The sequence below is a fragment of the Caulobacter sp. GW821-FHT12D05 genome, from assembly GCF_058807295.1.
In genome coordinates this window covers 1,587,814-1,603,610 of the sequence record NZ_JBXAQO010000001.1, presented here as the reverse complement: position 1 = coordinate 1,603,610, position 15,797 = coordinate 1,587,814, and the positions used below count along the sequence as shown (strand labels likewise).

Annotated in this window: 16 protein-coding genes; 4 read left to right on the top strand and 12 right to left on the bottom strand. The window is 68.6% G+C overall.

Translation table 11 applies throughout. The features are described 5' to 3' along the window. Genes AC1RRR_RS07140 through AC1RRR_RS07120 form a run of 5 tightly spaced genes read right to left on the bottom strand, consistent with a single transcriptional unit; the run spans window position 1 to window position 4,631 of the window. A complete protein-coding gene (locus AC1RRR_RS07140; RefSeq protein WP_492811652.1) occupies window positions 1-861 on the bottom strand; it encodes a nucleotidyltransferase family protein in 861 nt (286 codons plus the stop codon). Then, the gene (gene bcerS / locus AC1RRR_RS07135; RefSeq protein ID WP_492811650.1) at window positions 765-1,919 is read right to left on the bottom strand and encodes a ceramide synthase; all 1,155 of its coding nucleotides are present in this window, start codon (window positions 1,917-1,919) and stop codon (window positions 765-767) included. The genes AC1RRR_RS07140 and bcerS overlap by 97 nt, the downstream gene beginning before the upstream one ends. After that, window positions 1,919-2,980, bottom strand: a complete 1,062-nt coding sequence (locus AC1RRR_RS07130) for an LptF/LptG family permease (protein ID WP_492811648.1) — start codon at window positions 2,978-2,980, stop codon at window positions 1,919-1,921. The genes bcerS and AC1RRR_RS07130 overlap by 1 nt, the downstream gene beginning before the upstream one ends. Next, complete coding sequence (locus AC1RRR_RS07125; protein WP_492811646.1) at window positions 2,977-4,197, bottom strand: LptF/LptG family permease; 1,221 nt, start codon at window positions 4,195-4,197, stop codon at window positions 2,977-2,979. The genes AC1RRR_RS07130 and AC1RRR_RS07125 overlap by 4 nt, the downstream gene beginning before the upstream one ends. Continuing rightward, the gene (locus AC1RRR_RS07120) at window positions 4,194-4,631 is read right to left on the bottom strand and encodes an HIT family protein (protein WP_492811644.1); all 438 of its coding nucleotides are present in this window, start codon (window positions 4,629-4,631) and stop codon (window positions 4,194-4,196) included. Before AC1RRR_RS07120 ends, AC1RRR_RS07125 begins: the two co-directional genes overlap by 4 nt. A gap of 91 nt (window positions 4,632-4,722) precedes the next feature. On the opposite strand from AC1RRR_RS07120, the gene AC1RRR_RS07115 reads away from it, so the two are divergent. After that, complete coding sequence (locus AC1RRR_RS07115) at window positions 4,723-5,199, top strand: DUF2141 domain-containing protein (RefSeq protein ID WP_492811642.1); 477 nt, start codon at window positions 4,723-4,725, stop codon at window positions 5,197-5,199. Here AC1RRR_RS07115 and AC1RRR_RS07110 read toward each other — a convergent pair. Next, window positions 5,189-6,076, bottom strand: coding sequence for a metallophosphoesterase family protein (locus AC1RRR_RS07110; RefSeq protein ID WP_492811640.1), 888 nt, complete (start codon window positions 6,074-6,076; stop codon window positions 5,189-5,191). The two genes, AC1RRR_RS07115 and AC1RRR_RS07110, sit on opposite strands and share 11 nt — an antisense overlap. A 77-nt stretch (window positions 6,077-6,153) precedes the next feature. Here AC1RRR_RS07110 and AC1RRR_RS07105 point away from each other — a divergent pair, with 77 nt between their 5' ends. From AC1RRR_RS07105 to AC1RRR_RS07095, 3 genes are read left to right on the top strand one after another with little or no spacing between them, the layout of a single operon-like run. Then, window positions 6,154-7,281, top strand: a complete 1,128-nt coding sequence (locus tag AC1RRR_RS07105) for a CDP-alcohol phosphatidyltransferase family protein (RefSeq protein WP_492811638.1) — start codon at window positions 6,154-6,156, stop codon at window positions 7,279-7,281. Next, a complete protein-coding gene (locus AC1RRR_RS07100; RefSeq protein ID WP_492811636.1) occupies window positions 7,200-8,195 on the top strand; it encodes a diacylglycerol/lipid kinase family protein in 996 nt (331 codons plus the stop codon). The genes AC1RRR_RS07105 and AC1RRR_RS07100 overlap by 82 nt, the downstream gene beginning before the upstream one ends. After that, the gene (locus AC1RRR_RS07095; protein ID WP_492811635.1) at window positions 8,192-9,073 is read left to right on the top strand and encodes a hypothetical protein; all 882 of its coding nucleotides are present in this window, start codon (window positions 8,192-8,194) and stop codon (window positions 9,071-9,073) included. Before AC1RRR_RS07100 ends, AC1RRR_RS07095 begins: the two co-directional genes overlap by 4 nt. 60 nt (window positions 9,074-9,133) lie before the next feature. On the opposite strand, the gene spt is transcribed toward AC1RRR_RS07095, so the two are convergent. The 6 genes from spt to AC1RRR_RS07065 form a co-directional block, all read right to left on the bottom strand. Next, window positions 9,134-10,348 (bottom strand): serine palmitoyltransferase, encoded by a 1,215-nt coding sequence (gene spt, locus AC1RRR_RS07090; RefSeq protein WP_492811634.1) that lies wholly within the window; start codon window positions 10,346-10,348, stop codon window positions 9,134-9,136. 3 nt (window positions 10,349-10,351) lie between these two features. Beyond that, complete coding sequence (locus tag AC1RRR_RS07085; protein WP_291873422.1) at window positions 10,352-10,603, bottom strand: acyl carrier protein; 252 nt, start codon at window positions 10,601-10,603, stop codon at window positions 10,352-10,354. Between the two features lie 77 nt (window positions 10,604-10,680). After that, window positions 10,681-11,625, bottom strand: coding sequence for a ceramide reductase (gene cerR / locus AC1RRR_RS07080; RefSeq protein ID WP_492811633.1), 945 nt, complete (start codon window positions 11,623-11,625; stop codon window positions 10,681-10,683). Beyond that, a complete protein-coding gene (locus AC1RRR_RS07075) occupies window positions 11,618-13,336 on the bottom strand; it encodes a fatty acyl-AMP ligase (protein WP_492811632.1) in 1,719 nt (572 codons plus the stop codon). The genes cerR and AC1RRR_RS07075 overlap by 8 nt, the downstream gene beginning before the upstream one ends. After that, window positions 13,299-14,675 (bottom strand): lipopolysaccharide biosynthesis protein, encoded by a 1,377-nt coding sequence (locus tag AC1RRR_RS07070; RefSeq protein WP_492811631.1) that lies wholly within the window; start codon window positions 14,673-14,675, stop codon window positions 13,299-13,301. Before AC1RRR_RS07070 ends, AC1RRR_RS07075 begins: the two co-directional genes overlap by 38 nt. Next, window positions 14,672-15,796, bottom strand: a complete 1,125-nt coding sequence (locus AC1RRR_RS07065) for a CDP-glycerol glycerophosphotransferase family protein (protein WP_492811630.1) — start codon at window positions 15,794-15,796, stop codon at window positions 14,672-14,674. Before AC1RRR_RS07065 ends, AC1RRR_RS07070 begins: the two co-directional genes overlap by 4 nt. Between the last annotated feature and the right edge of the window lies 1 nt (window position 15,797).

Here is a 15,797-nt window from a genome sequence, read left to right as displayed (position 1 = left end):
CTAGGCGGTGGGCGAGGTTTCGCCCACCAACTCCCGAACCAGATCCAGGTCCGACGGCTTGTCGACATCGACAGCCGCCAGGCCATCGTGCGCCCGCACGGCGGCGGCCTTGACGCCCGCCAGCTTGCCCAGCTTCAGCACGGCCTGGTCCAGGGTCAGCCAGTTCAGCAGGTAGCGGATCAGGAAGGACGGCCCCAGCATGGCGGCGATCTTCCAGGGCTGCTTGCGCAGCGCCTCGACCTTGCGCCAGGTCTCGACCACGCGCAGCGCGGTCTCGTTGCGCAGCAGGAAGAGGTTGCAGCCCGAATAGCGGCCGTCCTGGAAGCGCAGATAGGTGCGCTTGGTCTGGGGGGCGGCGGCTTGGACCCGCTCTTCCGGCGCCAGCAGCACGGCGACGTCGGCCCAGTCAGGCGTGTCGACCAGGAACTGGGTGATCCACTCGGGCTTGAGCAAAGCGTGGTCGACGGTGGTCACCACCAGCGGGAAGCCCAGCTGATGGGCGGCGTTCTCGACGCTCTGGCTGGGGCCCGAGGCGGTGGGCAGGATGACCACGCCGGCGTCGGCCAGGCGGGCCTTGATCGCCTCGTCATTGGCCGCGACGCCGATCGTCTCCGGACCCGCCGCGCGGACGGCGTCCAGCACCCGGTCCAGCAAGGTCCGGCCTTCCAGCGTGATCAGCGCCTTGTGGCTGACCCCGGCATAGGCGGCGGCCGGATCGACCTCGCCGCCGCGCGAGCCGGCCAGGATCAGGGCTTTGAAGCTGTTCAAAGCGCCTTCTCGTAGAGGCGATAGGTCTTGTAGTGCGTGCCGCCGACATTCTCGGCGATGTGGGTCATAGCCTTGTTGGCCTCCAGCACCCACGAGATCTCGTAGCGATTGTAGCCCAGGCTCATCGCCATATCGCGACTGGCCTTCATCATCCAGAACGGCAGCATGCGGCCACGCTGGGTGGAGGCGAACTTCTTCTTCACGCCCATCAGCGGGATGCGGGCCGACTTCACGCCCTTGACCTTCAGACGCCACAGCAGCTTGGCCCAACCGAACGGCAGCAGCTTGCCCTTCAGATCGGCGATGGCCTCGTTGACGTTAGGCAGGAAGACCACCACGCCGGCCGCCTCGCCGTCGATCTCGGCGAACCAGATCAGGCGCTTGTCGATCACCTGCTTGAGAGCCTTGCCCAGTTGGGCGGTCTCGGCCTCGGTGGTGGGGGTGAAGCCCCAATTCTCCCGCCAGGCGTCGTTGAGGATGTCCGTCAGCGTCTGGACCTCCTCGTCGTAGCGCTTCATGTCCAGCTGGCGCAGGACCACGCCCGCCGGCAGACCACGCTTGACCCGGCGCTGGGCGATCTCGGGGATGTCGCCGGTCTCGTCGGCGCGATAGGCGAAGAGGTCCTGGGTCTTGGCGTAGCCCTGCTCCTCGACGCGCTTGCCGGCATAGGCCGGGTCGTGGCCCATCAGGATCATCGGCGGGGTGTCGAAGCCCCAGACCAGCAGGCCGACCTCTTCGTTGACTGACAGGTTGAAAGGACCGACCACGTGGGTGCGGCCGCGGGCGCGCAGCCAGTCCTCAGCGGCGCGGAACAGCACCTGGAAGATCGCCGCGTCGTCCTCGGCGGCGATCATGCCGAAGTGGCCGTCCAGGCGACCCGGCGTGGGCTGCGGCGTCAGCTGGTCGATCTGGGCGCTGATCCGGCCCACGTCACGGCCGCCGCGCGTGGCCAGGAACAGCTGGACCTCGGCGTGGGCGAAGAACGGGTTGGTCTTGGGCGTCAGGGCCTCGGTGCGCTCCATGAACAGCGGCGTGATCCAGTTGGGATCCTTGGCGTTCAGGCGGGCGGGCAGGGCGATAAAGCGCTTCAGCTCGTCCGGCGTCTGGACGGGAATGACCTGCAGGTCGGCGTTCGCGGAGTCGAAAGGCATCACCCCTCCAGGGCAAGGAATGTGCGAATGGCGAGAGCGCCGAAGATCGCGGGGGCGGCCCAGACGGCCAGGATCGGGGACAGGGAGCCGGACTCGCCCAGGGCGGTCAGCATGCCGTTGGCCACCAGGAAGATCAGGCCGGCGGCCAGACCGCCGGTCAGCAGCATCGCGCCTTGGCCGCTACGGAAGTTGGCCAGGGCGACGGGCGCGCTCAGCAGCAGCATGACCAGCGACACGAACGGCCCGGCGAAGGCCGCCTGCAGGTGGGTGGCGTAGAAGCTCTCCGGCCGGTCCGAAGCGCCGTTCTGCAGGGCGCGCTGGGCCGAGGCGGCGGTGGGCACGGCGTCGTCGCCGAACAGGCTCTGAACATCCCGGGGCCGCAGGCCGCTAGGCCAGCTGGTCGAGGCGGCCGTCGAGGTCTGGGCCAGGTCGCCGGTGAAGCGGGTGGTCTTGGGCTGGTCCAGGGTCCAGGCGCCGTTGGCATAGAGCGCCTTCGGAGACTCGACCTTCTCCATCAGGATGCCCTTGGGGTCGCGACGGAAGATGGTGACGTTGTCGATCTCGCGGCCGCTGGCCGAGGCGCTGGCCCCGATGACCAGGTCGGCGCCGGCGCGGAAGGTGCGCGGGGCGGGGACCTTGCGCTCGGCGACCGGGGTCGTGTTCTTCCACCAGTCGGCCAGGGTCGGATCGGCGCGGGGGGCCAGGTACTGGCCGCACAGGGCGTCCAGCAGCATCACCACGATAGCGGCGGGCACGGCCATGCCGACGATGCGATAGCCCGAGATGCCGGTGGCGCGCATGGCGACGACGGCGCTCTCGCGGGCCAGTCCCGAGAAGGCGAACAGGCCGCCGGCCAGCACCGCGATCGGGGCGACCTGCTCGAACAGGCGCGGCAGGCGCATGAAGGCGTAGTAGGCCACGCCGGCCATGCCTAAGCCTCGGTCGAGGATGTCGGGCGTCACGTCCAGCAGGTCCAGCACCTGCAGGATGGCCATCAGGATCAGCGCCGCACCGAGGATATGGGTGGCGATGGTCCGCAGGACGTAGAGCTGCAATCTCATGCGGCTTGTCGCTTCTTTGGCAGGGGCAGGGCGCGAACAATGTTCGCCACGATCTTGTTGACCCGGCGGACCGTGCGCGAGACCGGGGTGTCGCCCGGTCGCGTGCGGCTGCCGACGAACAGCCAGACCGCCAAGGCCGCGAATACAGTGAAGGGGACCCAGATGGCCGGGAACGGCGCGAGCTTGCCCGCCTTGGCCAAGCCCTGGCCCATCAGCAGCGAGTGCTGGAACGCCAGAAGCAGGAGGCCAGCCATCACCAGGCCCGGCGCGCGGTTGCCGCGCTTGGAGGCCAGGCCCAGCGGGAAGGCCAGCAGCGGCAGGAACGGCAGGAAGATGGCCCGCGCCCAGCGGCCGTAGAACTCGCTGAGCAGGTTCGCCTTGGGAACCACCGGGTTCGGCGAATGGGCTTGGCGGTACAGCTCGCCCAGGGTCAGCTCACGCTCGTCGCTGCCGCGATCGCGCAGCAGCACCGCGGCGGCGGCCAGCGGCGTTTGGGTGGTCAGGCTGTTGAAGGCCAGGTTGCGGTATTGGCCGTTGGCGTCGCGGGCGATGCGGCGGCCGTCCTTCAGGTCCATGGTGATGGTCTTGCCGCCGGTATCCAGCTTCAGGTCGGCCGAGGCGGCGGTGATGATCTCTTCCTGGCCGCGCGTGTCCAGGCGACGGATGAACACGCGCGTCAGGCGCTGGCCGGCCAGGTCGGCGCTATCGGCGGTGAGCAGCGAGCCCTTGTCGTCGATGAAAGCGCCGCCTGCCAATCGCCCGTTCCAGCCGGCGTTGATCGCCGCGTGCATGACGGCGCGATAGGCGTAGCGGCTGTAGGGCTGCATGTAACCGAACACACCGACGCTGAAGACGCTGAGGAACACGGCGACGGCCAGGAACGGCGCGGCGATGCGCTCCAGCGACTGGCCGCTGGCCAGCAGGGCGTCGATCTCGGAGCCGTCCGACAGCTTGGTGATGACGATGAACAGCGCCACGAAGAACGCCACCGGCAGGGCCAGGCCCAGATAGTGCGGCACCAGGTTGGCGGCCAGCTGGGTGACGTAGCCGAAACGGGCGCTGCTCTGGGACAGCACGTCCAGCAGGCGCAGGACGCGCTCCAGCAGCAGGGCCACGACGGTGACGCCCAGGCAGCCGACCAGCGGCCAGACCAGCATGCGCAGCAGGTAGCGGTCGAGCAGCCGGATCGGTCCGGCGGTCAGGTCCTTGGCGCTCACGCTTGGACCCAGGCTTGCGCGAAGTCTTGGGCGAGGCGTTGCACGGCCTCGTCCGACAGGGCCACGGCCGCGCCCAGGGCGGGGGCGGCGGGCCAACCGGCGTCAGGGAAAGACTGCCCGTCATGCTCGCGAACGCCGTCGTAGCGCGGAAGCACGTGGAAATGGACGTCTTTGTCGACCATCATCAGCATGAGGTAATTGATCTTCTGGTAGGCGATCTTGGCTTTCAGAAGGCGCTCGATCCCGGCCACGGCGACCTGCAGGTCGGCGAAGGCGGCGGGACTCACGTCTGAGAAGGCCTGGACAGCTTCCTTGCACACAAGGACCAAAGACCCAAATGTCGGTTGCTTGGGACGAACCAGAATCAGCCAGTGATCGGTCTCCGCGACCTTCGAAGCGGGATAGCCGAACGCCAGGGCGGTGGGATTGGTCATGAGAAAGCCGGAACTTCAGGCGATATCACCTGCGCGTAACAATAAGGACGCGGCCTTTTAGATGAAAGTACGTTCCGTTCTCGTCGGCGTAATGTTCGCGATGATTGCGACGACGGGGACCCCGCGCGCCCAGGGCGTGGCCCGCGCGCTGGTCGACAAGGAGTGCATGGGCCGCAAGACCGCCACCCGTCTGACCGTGCAGGTGGGGGCGCTGCGCTCGAACGCCGGCGACGTGGTGATCGTGGTCTATCCGGGCGATCCCAGCCGCTTCATGACCGCGCGCGGCAAGGTGGGACGCGCCAAGATCAAGACGTCGGCCCCGATGAGCCAGGCCTGCTTTTTCCTGCCGTCGCCCGAGGACGCCTATGCGGTCGAGGTCTATCACGACGCCGACGGCAACGGCGATCTGAGCCGCAGCCCGGGTGGTATGCCCACGGAGGGCTACGGTTTCTCGAACGACGCCCCGACCAAGTTCGCCTCGCCATCGTTCGACGCGGTGCGTTTCGGGGTCAAGCCGGTGGGCGAGACCACCATCCGCGTGAAGGTGCGCTACCCGTCTAGCCGCTGATGTCGGCCAGGCTGTAGCGGCCCAGCTCCGAGAGGCTCTCGCGCCCGGGTTCGACGCCACGCGCCACGACGCGAACGTGACGGTCCTCAATCTCGATCATGTGCCAGCGGGCGGGCGAGTGGCCGCGCGGCTGGGCCGAGGCCGACGGCACGCCCAGCACCGGAATGACCGCGCCGTTCGGGCCGGGGACCGAACCGATCAGGGCTTCGTGGGCGTGGCCGTGCAGGACCAGGTCGGCGCCGTGCCTGGCCAGGATCGCGCGAAGCTCCGCCTGGTCCTCGAGCTCCTTGCGCTTGGCCACCGCGCCCGTCTGCGGCGGATGGTGCAGCGTCACCAGGCGGAACAGATTCTTGTAGGCCGCGTCGCCCAGCAGGGCGTCCAGGCGCTGCAGCTGATCCTCGCCCAGGCGGCCCGTGGCCAGGTGCGGGGCGGTGCGGACGGCCGAGCACAGGTTGAAGATCGCTGCCGGGCCGCGCACCCGCACCTGCGGGAAGACGGTCTCGCCCGCGTCGCCCAGCCAGGGCGTCCAGGTGGCGAAGCGTTCGACCTCGGCCGAGCCGGCCAGGGCGTCGTGATTGCCAGGACTGACGGTGAAGTCAGCCGGATTGCCCAATGTTTCCAGCCACGTGCGCGCGGCCGCGATCTCCGTACGCGAAGCAAAGTTGGTGAGATCGCCGCTGATCACCACATGATCGGGGCCAGCGGCCTTGAGGTCGGCGACCAGCGCCGCCAGCACTTCGGGCCTATGGACCTTGCGTTTCCGACGCCACGCGATGCGGCTCAGGAGGCGCTTGGTGAAGACGTCCTTCCACCGAAACGCGCCCGGCGGCGGCGGCAGGTGGGGGTCGGAGAGGTGGGCGATGCGATATATGGACAAGACGGTTCGGGTCGTTCTGGTCGAAGCGGGCGAAGCTGCGTATCAATCGGGTCGAGATTCAAGGGGTATATCTGTCTTTGAGCAGCGAAATTCATAACGGGCCGCGCGCTCTGACCGTCGGCGAAGCCGGCGGCCGCATCTGGGGCATGAGCTCGCCCGAGCGCCTGTCGCGCATCTATCGTCGTATCGGCCTGGTCGAGACGCCGGCCGTGGACCTGTCGAACGCCGTCGTGGCGGTCGACGCCGGCTGGGTGTTTGACGAGTCGCTGATCAAGGCCCTGGCCGGCCGCGAAGGCGCGGTGCTGGTGGACGACGCCGGCCGCGCCGTGGCGGTGCACGCGCCCGCCGACCTGGCCTATGCCGCCACCGAAGCGCTGAACGCCGGCCAGGATCCGTCGGGCCTGGACCCGCGCCTGGTGCGCCTGACCGCTCTGGAGCTGGGCTCGGCCTATAACAGCGCCCTGCGCAAGCGCGAGCCGCCGGTGCTGGAGCGCCTGACGCCGGAGACCGTCCGCGCTGTCGAGAAGCGCCTGTTCCAGGGCTCGTACAAGGGCGTCACCGACCTCGTCACCAAGTATGTCTGGCCGACCCCGGCCCGGGTCGTCACCCGCTGGGCGGCGATCGCCAAGATGACGCCGAACCAGGTGACCTTCATCGGCTTCCTGCTGACCCTGGCCGCCACCTGGCTGTTCTGGCATGGCCAGTTCGGTTGGGGCCTGGTCTGCGCCTGGATCATGACCTTCCTCGACACCGTCGACGGCAAGCTGGCCCGCGTGACCCTGACCTCGTCCAAGTGGGGCAATGTCTTCGATCACGGCATCGACCTGCTGCACCCGCCGTTCTGGTGGTGGGCGTGGTTCGTCGGCGTCGGCGTGGTCGGCCAGAAGATCCCGTATCCGGAGCTGAGCCTCTTCATCGTCATCGCCGGCTATGTCGCCCAGCGGGTGGAGGAGGGGATCTTCCTGTCCCTCTTCAAGCTGGAGATGCACGCCTGGCGGCCGTTCGACAGCTTCTTCCGCCTGATCACGGCGCGCCGGAACCCGAACCTGATCCTGATGACCGCCTGCGTGCTCGTGGGCCGTCCGGACGTCGGTTTCACCCTGGTGGCTATCTGGACCGCCGTGTGCTTCCTGGTGCACGCCGTCCAGATTCTGCAGGGGCTGGCCGCACCGAAGGGCTCGATCCAATCTTGGCTGTCGAAATGACGCGTATCGGGGTCGTCCGCAATCCGAAGAGCCACGGCAACCGGCTGCATCCGCCAGGGCCCACGCCCGAGGGCGTGATCCTGGTCGAGCCGTTCGGCCGCGACGCCCTGCGGACCGAGCTGGAGACCTTCGCCCGCGACGGCCTGGACCTGCTGGTCATCGACGGCGGCGACGGCACGGTGCGCGACGTCATCAGCCTGTTGCCCCACACCTTCGGCGAGAACCTGCCGATGCTGGCGGTGCTGCCCTCGGGCAAGACCAACGTGCTGGCCATCGACCTGGGCGCCCCCGACGACTGGCGACTGGAAGAGGTGCTGATCGCCGCCCGCCGCGCCGAGCCAACGGTCAAGTCGCGGCCGCCGCTGCGCGTCACCTGGGCCGACGGTCATCGTCCCTGCCTGCAGGGCTTCTTCTTCGGCATCGGCGCGCCGGTGAAGGCCACGACCCTGGCCCAGCGGGTCCACAAGGTCGGCTTCTTCCATAACCTGGCCGTGGCCGTGACCATCGTCACCGCCGCGCTGCGGGCCGTGTTCGGCGGTTCGCGCGACGAGTGGCGCGAAGGCGTGCCGGCCAAGATCGCCCTGGACGGCGAAGCCCAGCCCGAGGGCGAGCGCTTCGCGGTGCTGGCCACGGCGCTGAAGCGCCTGCCGTTCGGCGTCATGCCCTTCGGCGCGCCGCGCGAGGGACTGAAGTTGCTGGACGTCGACGCGCCCCCGCACCGGCTGCTGAAGGCCTTCCCGATGGTGCTGAGCGGCAAGGTCGTGCCGGCCCTGGAAGGCATGGGCTATCGCCGTCGCGACCCGCGCGAGATCAGCCTGGCCGGCGGCGCGCCGTTCGTGCTGGACGGCGAGGTGTTCGAGGGCGGCGAGCTGACGATCGGCCTCGGTCCATCGCTGAGGTTCCTGGTCGGATGAGCCGCCTTCGCGACCTGGTCGCGGCCGAGCTGTCCGTTTCGACCCCCGCGCCGATCACCGCCTTCGCCGAGCATCTGGCGGAGATCTTTCCCGATGCGCGGGCGGTGCTGTTCTATGGCTCGATCCTGCGGACCGGCGACCTGTCGGGCGTGCTCGACTACTACGTGCTGACCGAGAAGCCGCCCAAGGGCTGGCGCGGGTTCTTCACGCGCATCCTGTGGCCGGACGTCAGCTATCACGAGCTGGAAGTGGGCGGCGAAGTGCTGCGGGCCAAGGTCGCCTCAATGACCCTCAGCCAGTTTCGCAAGACCGCGGGCGGCGGCGACTACGACACCACCATCTGGGCCCGCTTCGTCCAGCCCTGCGCCCTGATCTGGGCGGCAGACGGCGCGCGCGAGACGGTGATCGACGCCGTGACCGACGCCTGTCGCACGGCCGCCCGCTACGCCCAGGCCCTGGGCCCTGTCGGCGGTGCGCCACAGGCCCTGTGGACCGCACTGTTCCAGGAGACCTACAAGGCCGAGCTGCGGGTCGAGAAGGCCGGCCGGGAGGTCTCGATCCTGACGTTCGATCCGGGCCGCTACGACCGCGTCATGGAGGCCGTGCAGGCCGACCAAGGTGGGCCGCTAGGCGAGGGCGAGCGGACCCGTGTCCGCCAAGCCTGGACCCCACGCAAGCTGCTGGGCAAGCCGCTGAACGCCGCCCGGCTGATGAAGGCGTCCTTCACCTTCCAGGGCGCGGCGCGCTACGCCGCCTGGAAGATCGAGCGCCACACCGGCGTGGCCGTCGAGGTCACGCCTTGGCGCGAACGGCATCCGATCCTGGCGGCGCCCGGCGTGCTGCTGAAGGTCTGGAAGAGCCGGCGCAAGGCGGCCTGACAAACAAAAACGCCCGGGGCAGGAGCCCCGGGCGTCTTCGTTTCAACTATGGGAACGCTGTCAGGCGCGGGCGCGCTTCAGCGGTTCGATGACGCCCAAGGCCGCACCGATTTCGGCGAAGGTCTTGAGGACGGCGTCGATCTGCTCGTCGGTGTGGGCGGCGCTGACGCTGGCGCGCAGCAGCGGACGGCTGTCGGGCGTGGCGGGCGGCAGGGCCAGGTTCAGGTAGACGCCGGCCTGCAGCAGGCCGTTCCACATGGCGATGGCGCGCTCCTGGTCCGGCATGGTCGTGGCGACCACCGGGCTGGCCGTCGGGCCGGTGTGGAAGCCCATGGCGGTCAGGCCGTCATACAGGCGCTTGGCGTTGCGGTTCAGGCGGTCGCGCAGCTCGGGCTGCTCGATCATGCGACGCAGGGCGGTAATGGTCGAAGCGACCACGGCCGGCGGCAGCGAGGCGGTGAACATGTACGGGCGGCAGACGACGCGCATGACGTCGAAGTCGTCGACGTTCGAGACGCAGAAGCCGCCGATGGCGCCCAGGCTCTTGGAGAAGGTGCCGACGATGAAGTCGACGTCGTCTTCGACGCCGGCGGCTTCGGCCAGGCCGCGCCCCGTCGCGCCCAGCACGCCCATCGAGTGGGCTTCGTCGACCAGCAGGTAGCCGCCCAGCTCACGCTTCACGGCGGCGATTTCCTTCAGCGGCGCGACGTCGCCGATCATCGAATAGACGCCTTCGACCACGATCAGGCGCTCGCCGGGCGCGTCGCCCAGGCGACGCAGCCGCTTGGCCAGGTCTTCGGGGTCGTTGTGGCGGAAGCGGATGACCTCGGCCTGGCCCAGACGCGAGGCGTCATAGATCGAGGCGTGGCTGTCGGCGTCCAGGATCAGGTGGTCGCCGCGACCCACCAGGGTCGACAGCACGCCCAGATTGGCCTGGTAGCCGGTCGTGAAGACCATGGCGTGCTTGCGGCCGTAGAACTTGGCCAGCTCGGTCTCGAGCTCGACGTGCGCCTCGAACGAACCGTTGGCGATGCGGGAACCGGTAGTGCCGGTGCCGCGTTCCTGGACCGCTTTGACCGAGGCGTCGATCGCCTGCTGGTCGAAGGTCAGGCCCAGATAGTTGTTGGTGCCCAGCAGGATGGTCGGGCGACCGTCGACGACGCCTTCGGTCGGCGAGATCACCTTGTCGAAGCGGACCTTGAAGGGGTCGGCGCCCGCGTCCTGAATGGCCTTGTACGCGTCGCGATAGGCCAGGTGCTTATCAAACAGCCCCATTCGTTAAGCCCTAGTCCGGAGATCGTTGATCAATTTCGAAAGATCGCCGGCGGTCTCGACAGAGGCCAGGCGATCCAGGGGAACGGAGATGTCGAAGGTGTCTTCGAGCTCCATGATGATGTTCATGAGGGCCAGGGAGTCGACAGCGAGGTCACGGCCAATATGCGACTCTGCGCGCACTTCGACGGGCCGTCCTAGAACCTTGCTCGCAGCCACACCGATCTCGCGCAAGCTGAGATCCGTCACCGTTTCCATTCTAAATCAAACCTCCGGGAGCCCCACCCGTGACACTACTGTAACGGCGAGTCTGTCAGATTTCCGCCCTAATCGAATTAGGCGACGATATTTTCAGGCAACCAGCCCTCTGTACGGTACCAATCGACGGTATGAGCAAACCCATCGATCAGGCCGAACACGCTGGGTACTCCCTCAGCCATCGGAGCGCTAGATAGGGACCAATCGGCGTGAAGCAACTCCCGAACCTTGCCAGAACCGAAAACTGTCGGGGTTCCGGTGGCGAAAGACCAAGCGTCCGCTAGGGTTCCGGCGAATGCCAGCACCCCGTCGGGAAGCCTTGCCAGGCGCGGGTTTGCGCCCATTGTCGCACCCGCCGCGCTCATGATTTCCGCCCAAGTGTAACCGTCGCGCCGCACATCCGACAGCTCGACCAAGCCTGAAATCGGCTTTTTGCAGTAGCTTGCAAGCTTGGCCGCCGCGTCCTGGACGTGGATCATGGCGATCCGCGTGTCGGGCGAAAGCACCGGCAGGACCGGACTTTTCGCCGCCAGCTGGAACAGGGGCAGGGTCTCGGTGTCGCCGGGACCGTAGATCGCCGGCGGGCGCACGACCAGGGCGTCGGGCAGGACCTCGCGGACCGCGTCCTCGCCGGCGCGCTTGCTGGCGGCGTAGTTCGAGAGCTGGGGCTCGCGGGCGGCCAGGCTGGAAACCAGGATGAACCGCGCGCCCGCGGCCTTGGCGGCTAGGGCGGCGGCGCGAGCGCCGTCGCGGTTGACGGCGTTGAAGCCTTCCAGCGAGGCGGCCTTGATCAGCCCGGCCACGTGGATGACGACCTCGGCGCCATGAGCCAGGCGATCCAGCGCGCCGGGGGTCTTCAGGTCGCCGACGACGACCTCGACCTGGATGTCGCGCCAGAACGGGTGCACCGGATCACGGCGCACCAGGACGCGCGGCGTCCAGCCGTCCCGGGCCAGGGCGCGGACCAGGTGGCGGCCCAGGAAGCCCGTGGCGCCGGTGACGGCGACGATCCGGTTAGTCACCGTAGTTTCCGGCCAGGTAAGCGACCTTGGCCTTCGAACGGCTCAGCTTGCCCGACGAGGTCTGGGGCAGGGCGTGGGCGCCGACCAGCTTGACCTTGGCGTCGACGCCATGGCGGGTGCGCAGGAGGGTGGTGACCTGCTCGACCAGGGCCGCACGGGTGTCGGCGTCGCCGCCGCGGGCCTGGACCAGCACCACGATCTGGTCTTCCGGCTCGGCGGGGATGGCGAAGGCGCAGACGTCGCCGCTACGCAGGCCGTCGATCTCGTGATCGGCGGTCCACTCCAGATCCTGCGGCCAGATGTTGCGGCCGTTCAGGATGATCAGGTCCTTGGCGCGGCCGGTGATGACGATCTCGTCCTCGATCTTGAAGCCGAGGTCGCCGGTGTCCAGCCAGCCGTCGGCCGACAACACGCGGGCGGTCTCGTCCGGATTGGCGAAGTAGGCGCTCATGATCGAGGGCCCCTTGGCGAAGATGCGGCCGACGCCGCGCTCGGGCAGGACGGCGCCGTCGTCGTCGCGCACTTCCAGGAAGTGGTCGGGCAGGGCGGGGCCGCAGCGGGCGAAGTCGCGGGCGCGGTCCGAGCCTTCCGGCGCGTCGGCGGCCACCTTGTCACGCTCCAGGCGCTCGACATCCAGGGTCTCGGCGCGCAGGCCCTTGCCCAGCGGGGCCATCGACAGGGCCAGGGTCGCCTCGGCCATGCCGTAGCTGGCCACGAAGGCCTTGGGCGAGAAGCCGGCCGGCTCGAAGGCTTCGACGAAGGCCTTCAGCGGCGGCATGCGGATCATGTCGCCGCCCAGGCCGGCGTTGCGCCAGCGCGACAGGTCATAGGCGTCCAGCGGCTGGCCCTGCACGCGGCGGGCGCACAGCTCGTAGCCGAAGGTGGGGCTGTAGGCGATCGTCGCGCCGTTGCGGCCGATCAGGTCGATCCACAGCAGGGGGCGGCGGACGAACGCGCCGGTGGGCAGCAGGTCGACCGTCATCTGGCAGCTCAGCGGAGCCAGCAGGAAGCCGATCAGGCCCATGTCGTGATAGAGCGGCAGCCACGAGATGGCGCGGTCGCTGGGCACCACCTGCAGGCCGTCGCGGGTGATGGCCACGCAGTTGGCCATCAGGGCCTTGTGCAGGACCAGGACGCCGGTCGGGGTGCGGGTGCTGCCCGACGAGAACTGCAGGTAGCAGGGGTCTTCCGGCTTGATCGTCGGCAGTTCGGCGCCGCCGTCTTCCGGCAGGTCGGCCAGGACGCCGGCGAAGTCCAGGCCCGCGGCCTCGCCGATCTCGGCCACCCAGTCCTTCAGGCCGACCGGGCCGATCAGGATCTTGGCCTTGGCCGAGATCGTCAGGTTCTTGATCTGCTCGATATAGGCCGCGCGGCCGCCCAGCGGGGTCGGCAGGGCCATCGGCGCAGGCAGCAGGCCGGCATATTGGCAGGCGAAGAAGGCGCGCACGAAGTCGGCGTCGGTCTCGGCCAGCAGGGCCACGCTGTCGCCGACCTTGGCCCCCGTGGCCAGCAGGCGACGGGCCAGCACCAGCGCGTCCTCGCGCAGCTTGGCGTAGGGGATGGCTTCGACCAGCTCGCCGCGCAGCGAGTACAGGTTGACGCCCGTCTCACCCGTGGCGGCGAAATCCAGCGCCTGGGTCAGGGTCGGGAAGTCGGCGAACCGGACAGTACGCTCAGACGCCGTGGGGGTGATCATAAGATAGTCTTTCATCGTCTTTGTCGGTGCGCGCGGAGCCTTCCTCCGTCGCGAGTCGGGCGAGCCTGTGACGCGCCATGAAATACATGCCCACGGCCATAGCCAAAGCGGACGCAACCAGCGCGGCGCCCGCGCCAGTCAGGCCAAAGGCGTTGATAAGGGGCGCGAGGGCCGCGAGATAGGCGATAACGACCACCAGGCGCACGGCCAAGGCCGCGCCGGCGGCGCGCATCGAGACCAGCATGGGCTCCAGCGGCAGGGACAGGATGGCGATGGCCGCGGCGGCCACCTGCCAGTTCATCACGCCGGCGGCGCCGCCGAACGCCTTGCCCATGACGATCTCGAGGATCCATTTGCCGGCGACCAGGCTGACCAGCAAGAGCACGCCGGCCGCGCCGCCGCCGATCAGGCCGATCTGCATGGCCAGCTTGGTCATGGCCTGCTGCCCGCCCGTCGTGCGCATCTTGGCCAGTTCGGGGTACATGGCGGGCACCATCAGGCGAGCCGGCTTGGCCATGCCGTCGGCGACCTGCTTGCCAATGCGCCAGTAGGCGGCCTGCACCGGACCCAGCATGGCGCCGACCACCAGGGTCAGCACGTGGGTGAAGCCGACATCGACCGTGCTGGAGAAGTTGGTGGCCATGGCGAAGCGCCAGACGCCCGGCATGCCCTGGCTGGTCGGGCCGGCCAGGGTGAAGCCCGTGAGCAGGCCGCGCTTGCTCAAGTCCCAGATCGCGATGCCGGCGATGTAGAAGAACGAGACGAAGGTGCCGGCCGCCCAGGCCAGTAGGAACCACTGGATCGGCGCGTCGGTCACGGCGCAGATCGCGCAGCCGATCATCCGCACCAGCGAGCTGACCGCCTGCTGGGCCGCTAGGAAGCGGAAGCGGTCGAACAGGCGCAGCAGCCCGACACCGGTGGCCGAAGTCATCACCCCGATTGAGAGAGCGTAGAGCGCGCCGAAGCCGATCACGTCGGCCGGCCATTGCAGCTGGTGCCAGAACAGGAAGGCGCCGGCCACGCCCAGGGCGGTGCCCAGGATCCCGCTGATCAGGTCCAGCAGCAGCGACAGCCGCAGAACCTGGTGGAACTTGGGCTTGTCGCCCTCCATGGCCGGGGCCGTGCCATAGGTGATCAGAAGCTGCCAGGACTGGAAGTGCGCCACCTCGCCCAGGAACTGGGCGAAGGCGTTGATCAGCACCACCACGCCCATGGCTTCCTTGCCTAGGCTGCGGGCGGTCAGGGCGATATAGGCTAGGCCGACGACGGCGTTGACCACGCGGCCGCTCAGCAGCTGGCCGGCATTGCCCAGCACCTTCTTGAGCGGGGAAACCACAGGCGCGGCGTCGGTCATGCCGCGCGTTCCAGCTTGTCGACGATGGCGCGGGCCGCGCGCACCGAGGCGGGCGTGTTGCTGACGTCGAAGGTCTCGTCGATGCCCCAGACCTGGGTCTCGCGATAGTCCTCGTGGGTGGCGAAGGCCTGGTCCAGTCCCTGGCCCAGATGGTCGATAGTCTCCAGCACCGGCCCGTACAGCCAGTGGTGGAAGCTGGGATCGCCGCACCAGGACGCGCCGCTGCTGTTGAGGAACAGGCAGGGCTTGGGCGTGCGCAGGAACTCATAGACCTGGCTGGAGACGTCGCCGAGGTAGAGGTCGGCGGCCTTGGTGTAGGTCATGTCCGCAGCAGCGGGCCCGCCCAGGTCGATATGGATGCGCGGGTTTTCGGCGAAGGCCTTGAACGCGCCGCGTTCATCCATCGTCGCGGTTTCGAACAGCCGGATGTGTGGGGCGAAGATCAGGTTGTAGCGGTCGTTGGCCGCGAAATATTCCAGCACCTGCTGCCCCCACTTGGGCCAGGAGCCGAGCTCGCCGTGGAAGTGTGGGTTGTACAGCACCACCGGGCCGGGCTTGTCGAAGCGCGGGATGTCGCGCTGGGGCAACTCGTCGACCAGGTCGAACTTGGGGTAGCCGACCATGGCGCAGGTGTCTTCGGTGACCCAGCCCTCGTGCAGCATACGGTCGTACTGCTTGCGACCGGCGGCCATGACCAGGTCGAAGACCTTCAAGCGCGGCTCGAACGGCCCCTCGCGGTCGCCGGCCCCGTGCTGGGTGTAGACCAGCAGCGGATGGCGCACGCCGATGCGGCGGAGCAGGGCGGTGGTGCGCTCGGGCGTGATCACCGCGTCATAGCGGGCCAGGCGCAGGGCGTTGGCGATCAGCATCGGCGCCTTGGGCGGCGCGCCGCTGCTTAAGCGGCGCAGCCAGGCCGGCGGTAGCAAAACGAGCTCGATCGGCGCGCCGCCCAGCTCGGCCAGCAGGCTGGCGACATAGTCGATCAGTTCGGGCGTGGTCGCGGCGATCTCGACCTTGATCGTCGGCCAGCGTCTGGCCATGGCGACGGCCACCGACAGGCTGTGCCAGACCTGATGGTGTTGCGCGATGTAGAGGAAGCAGACGCGTTTGGCGGCGGCCACG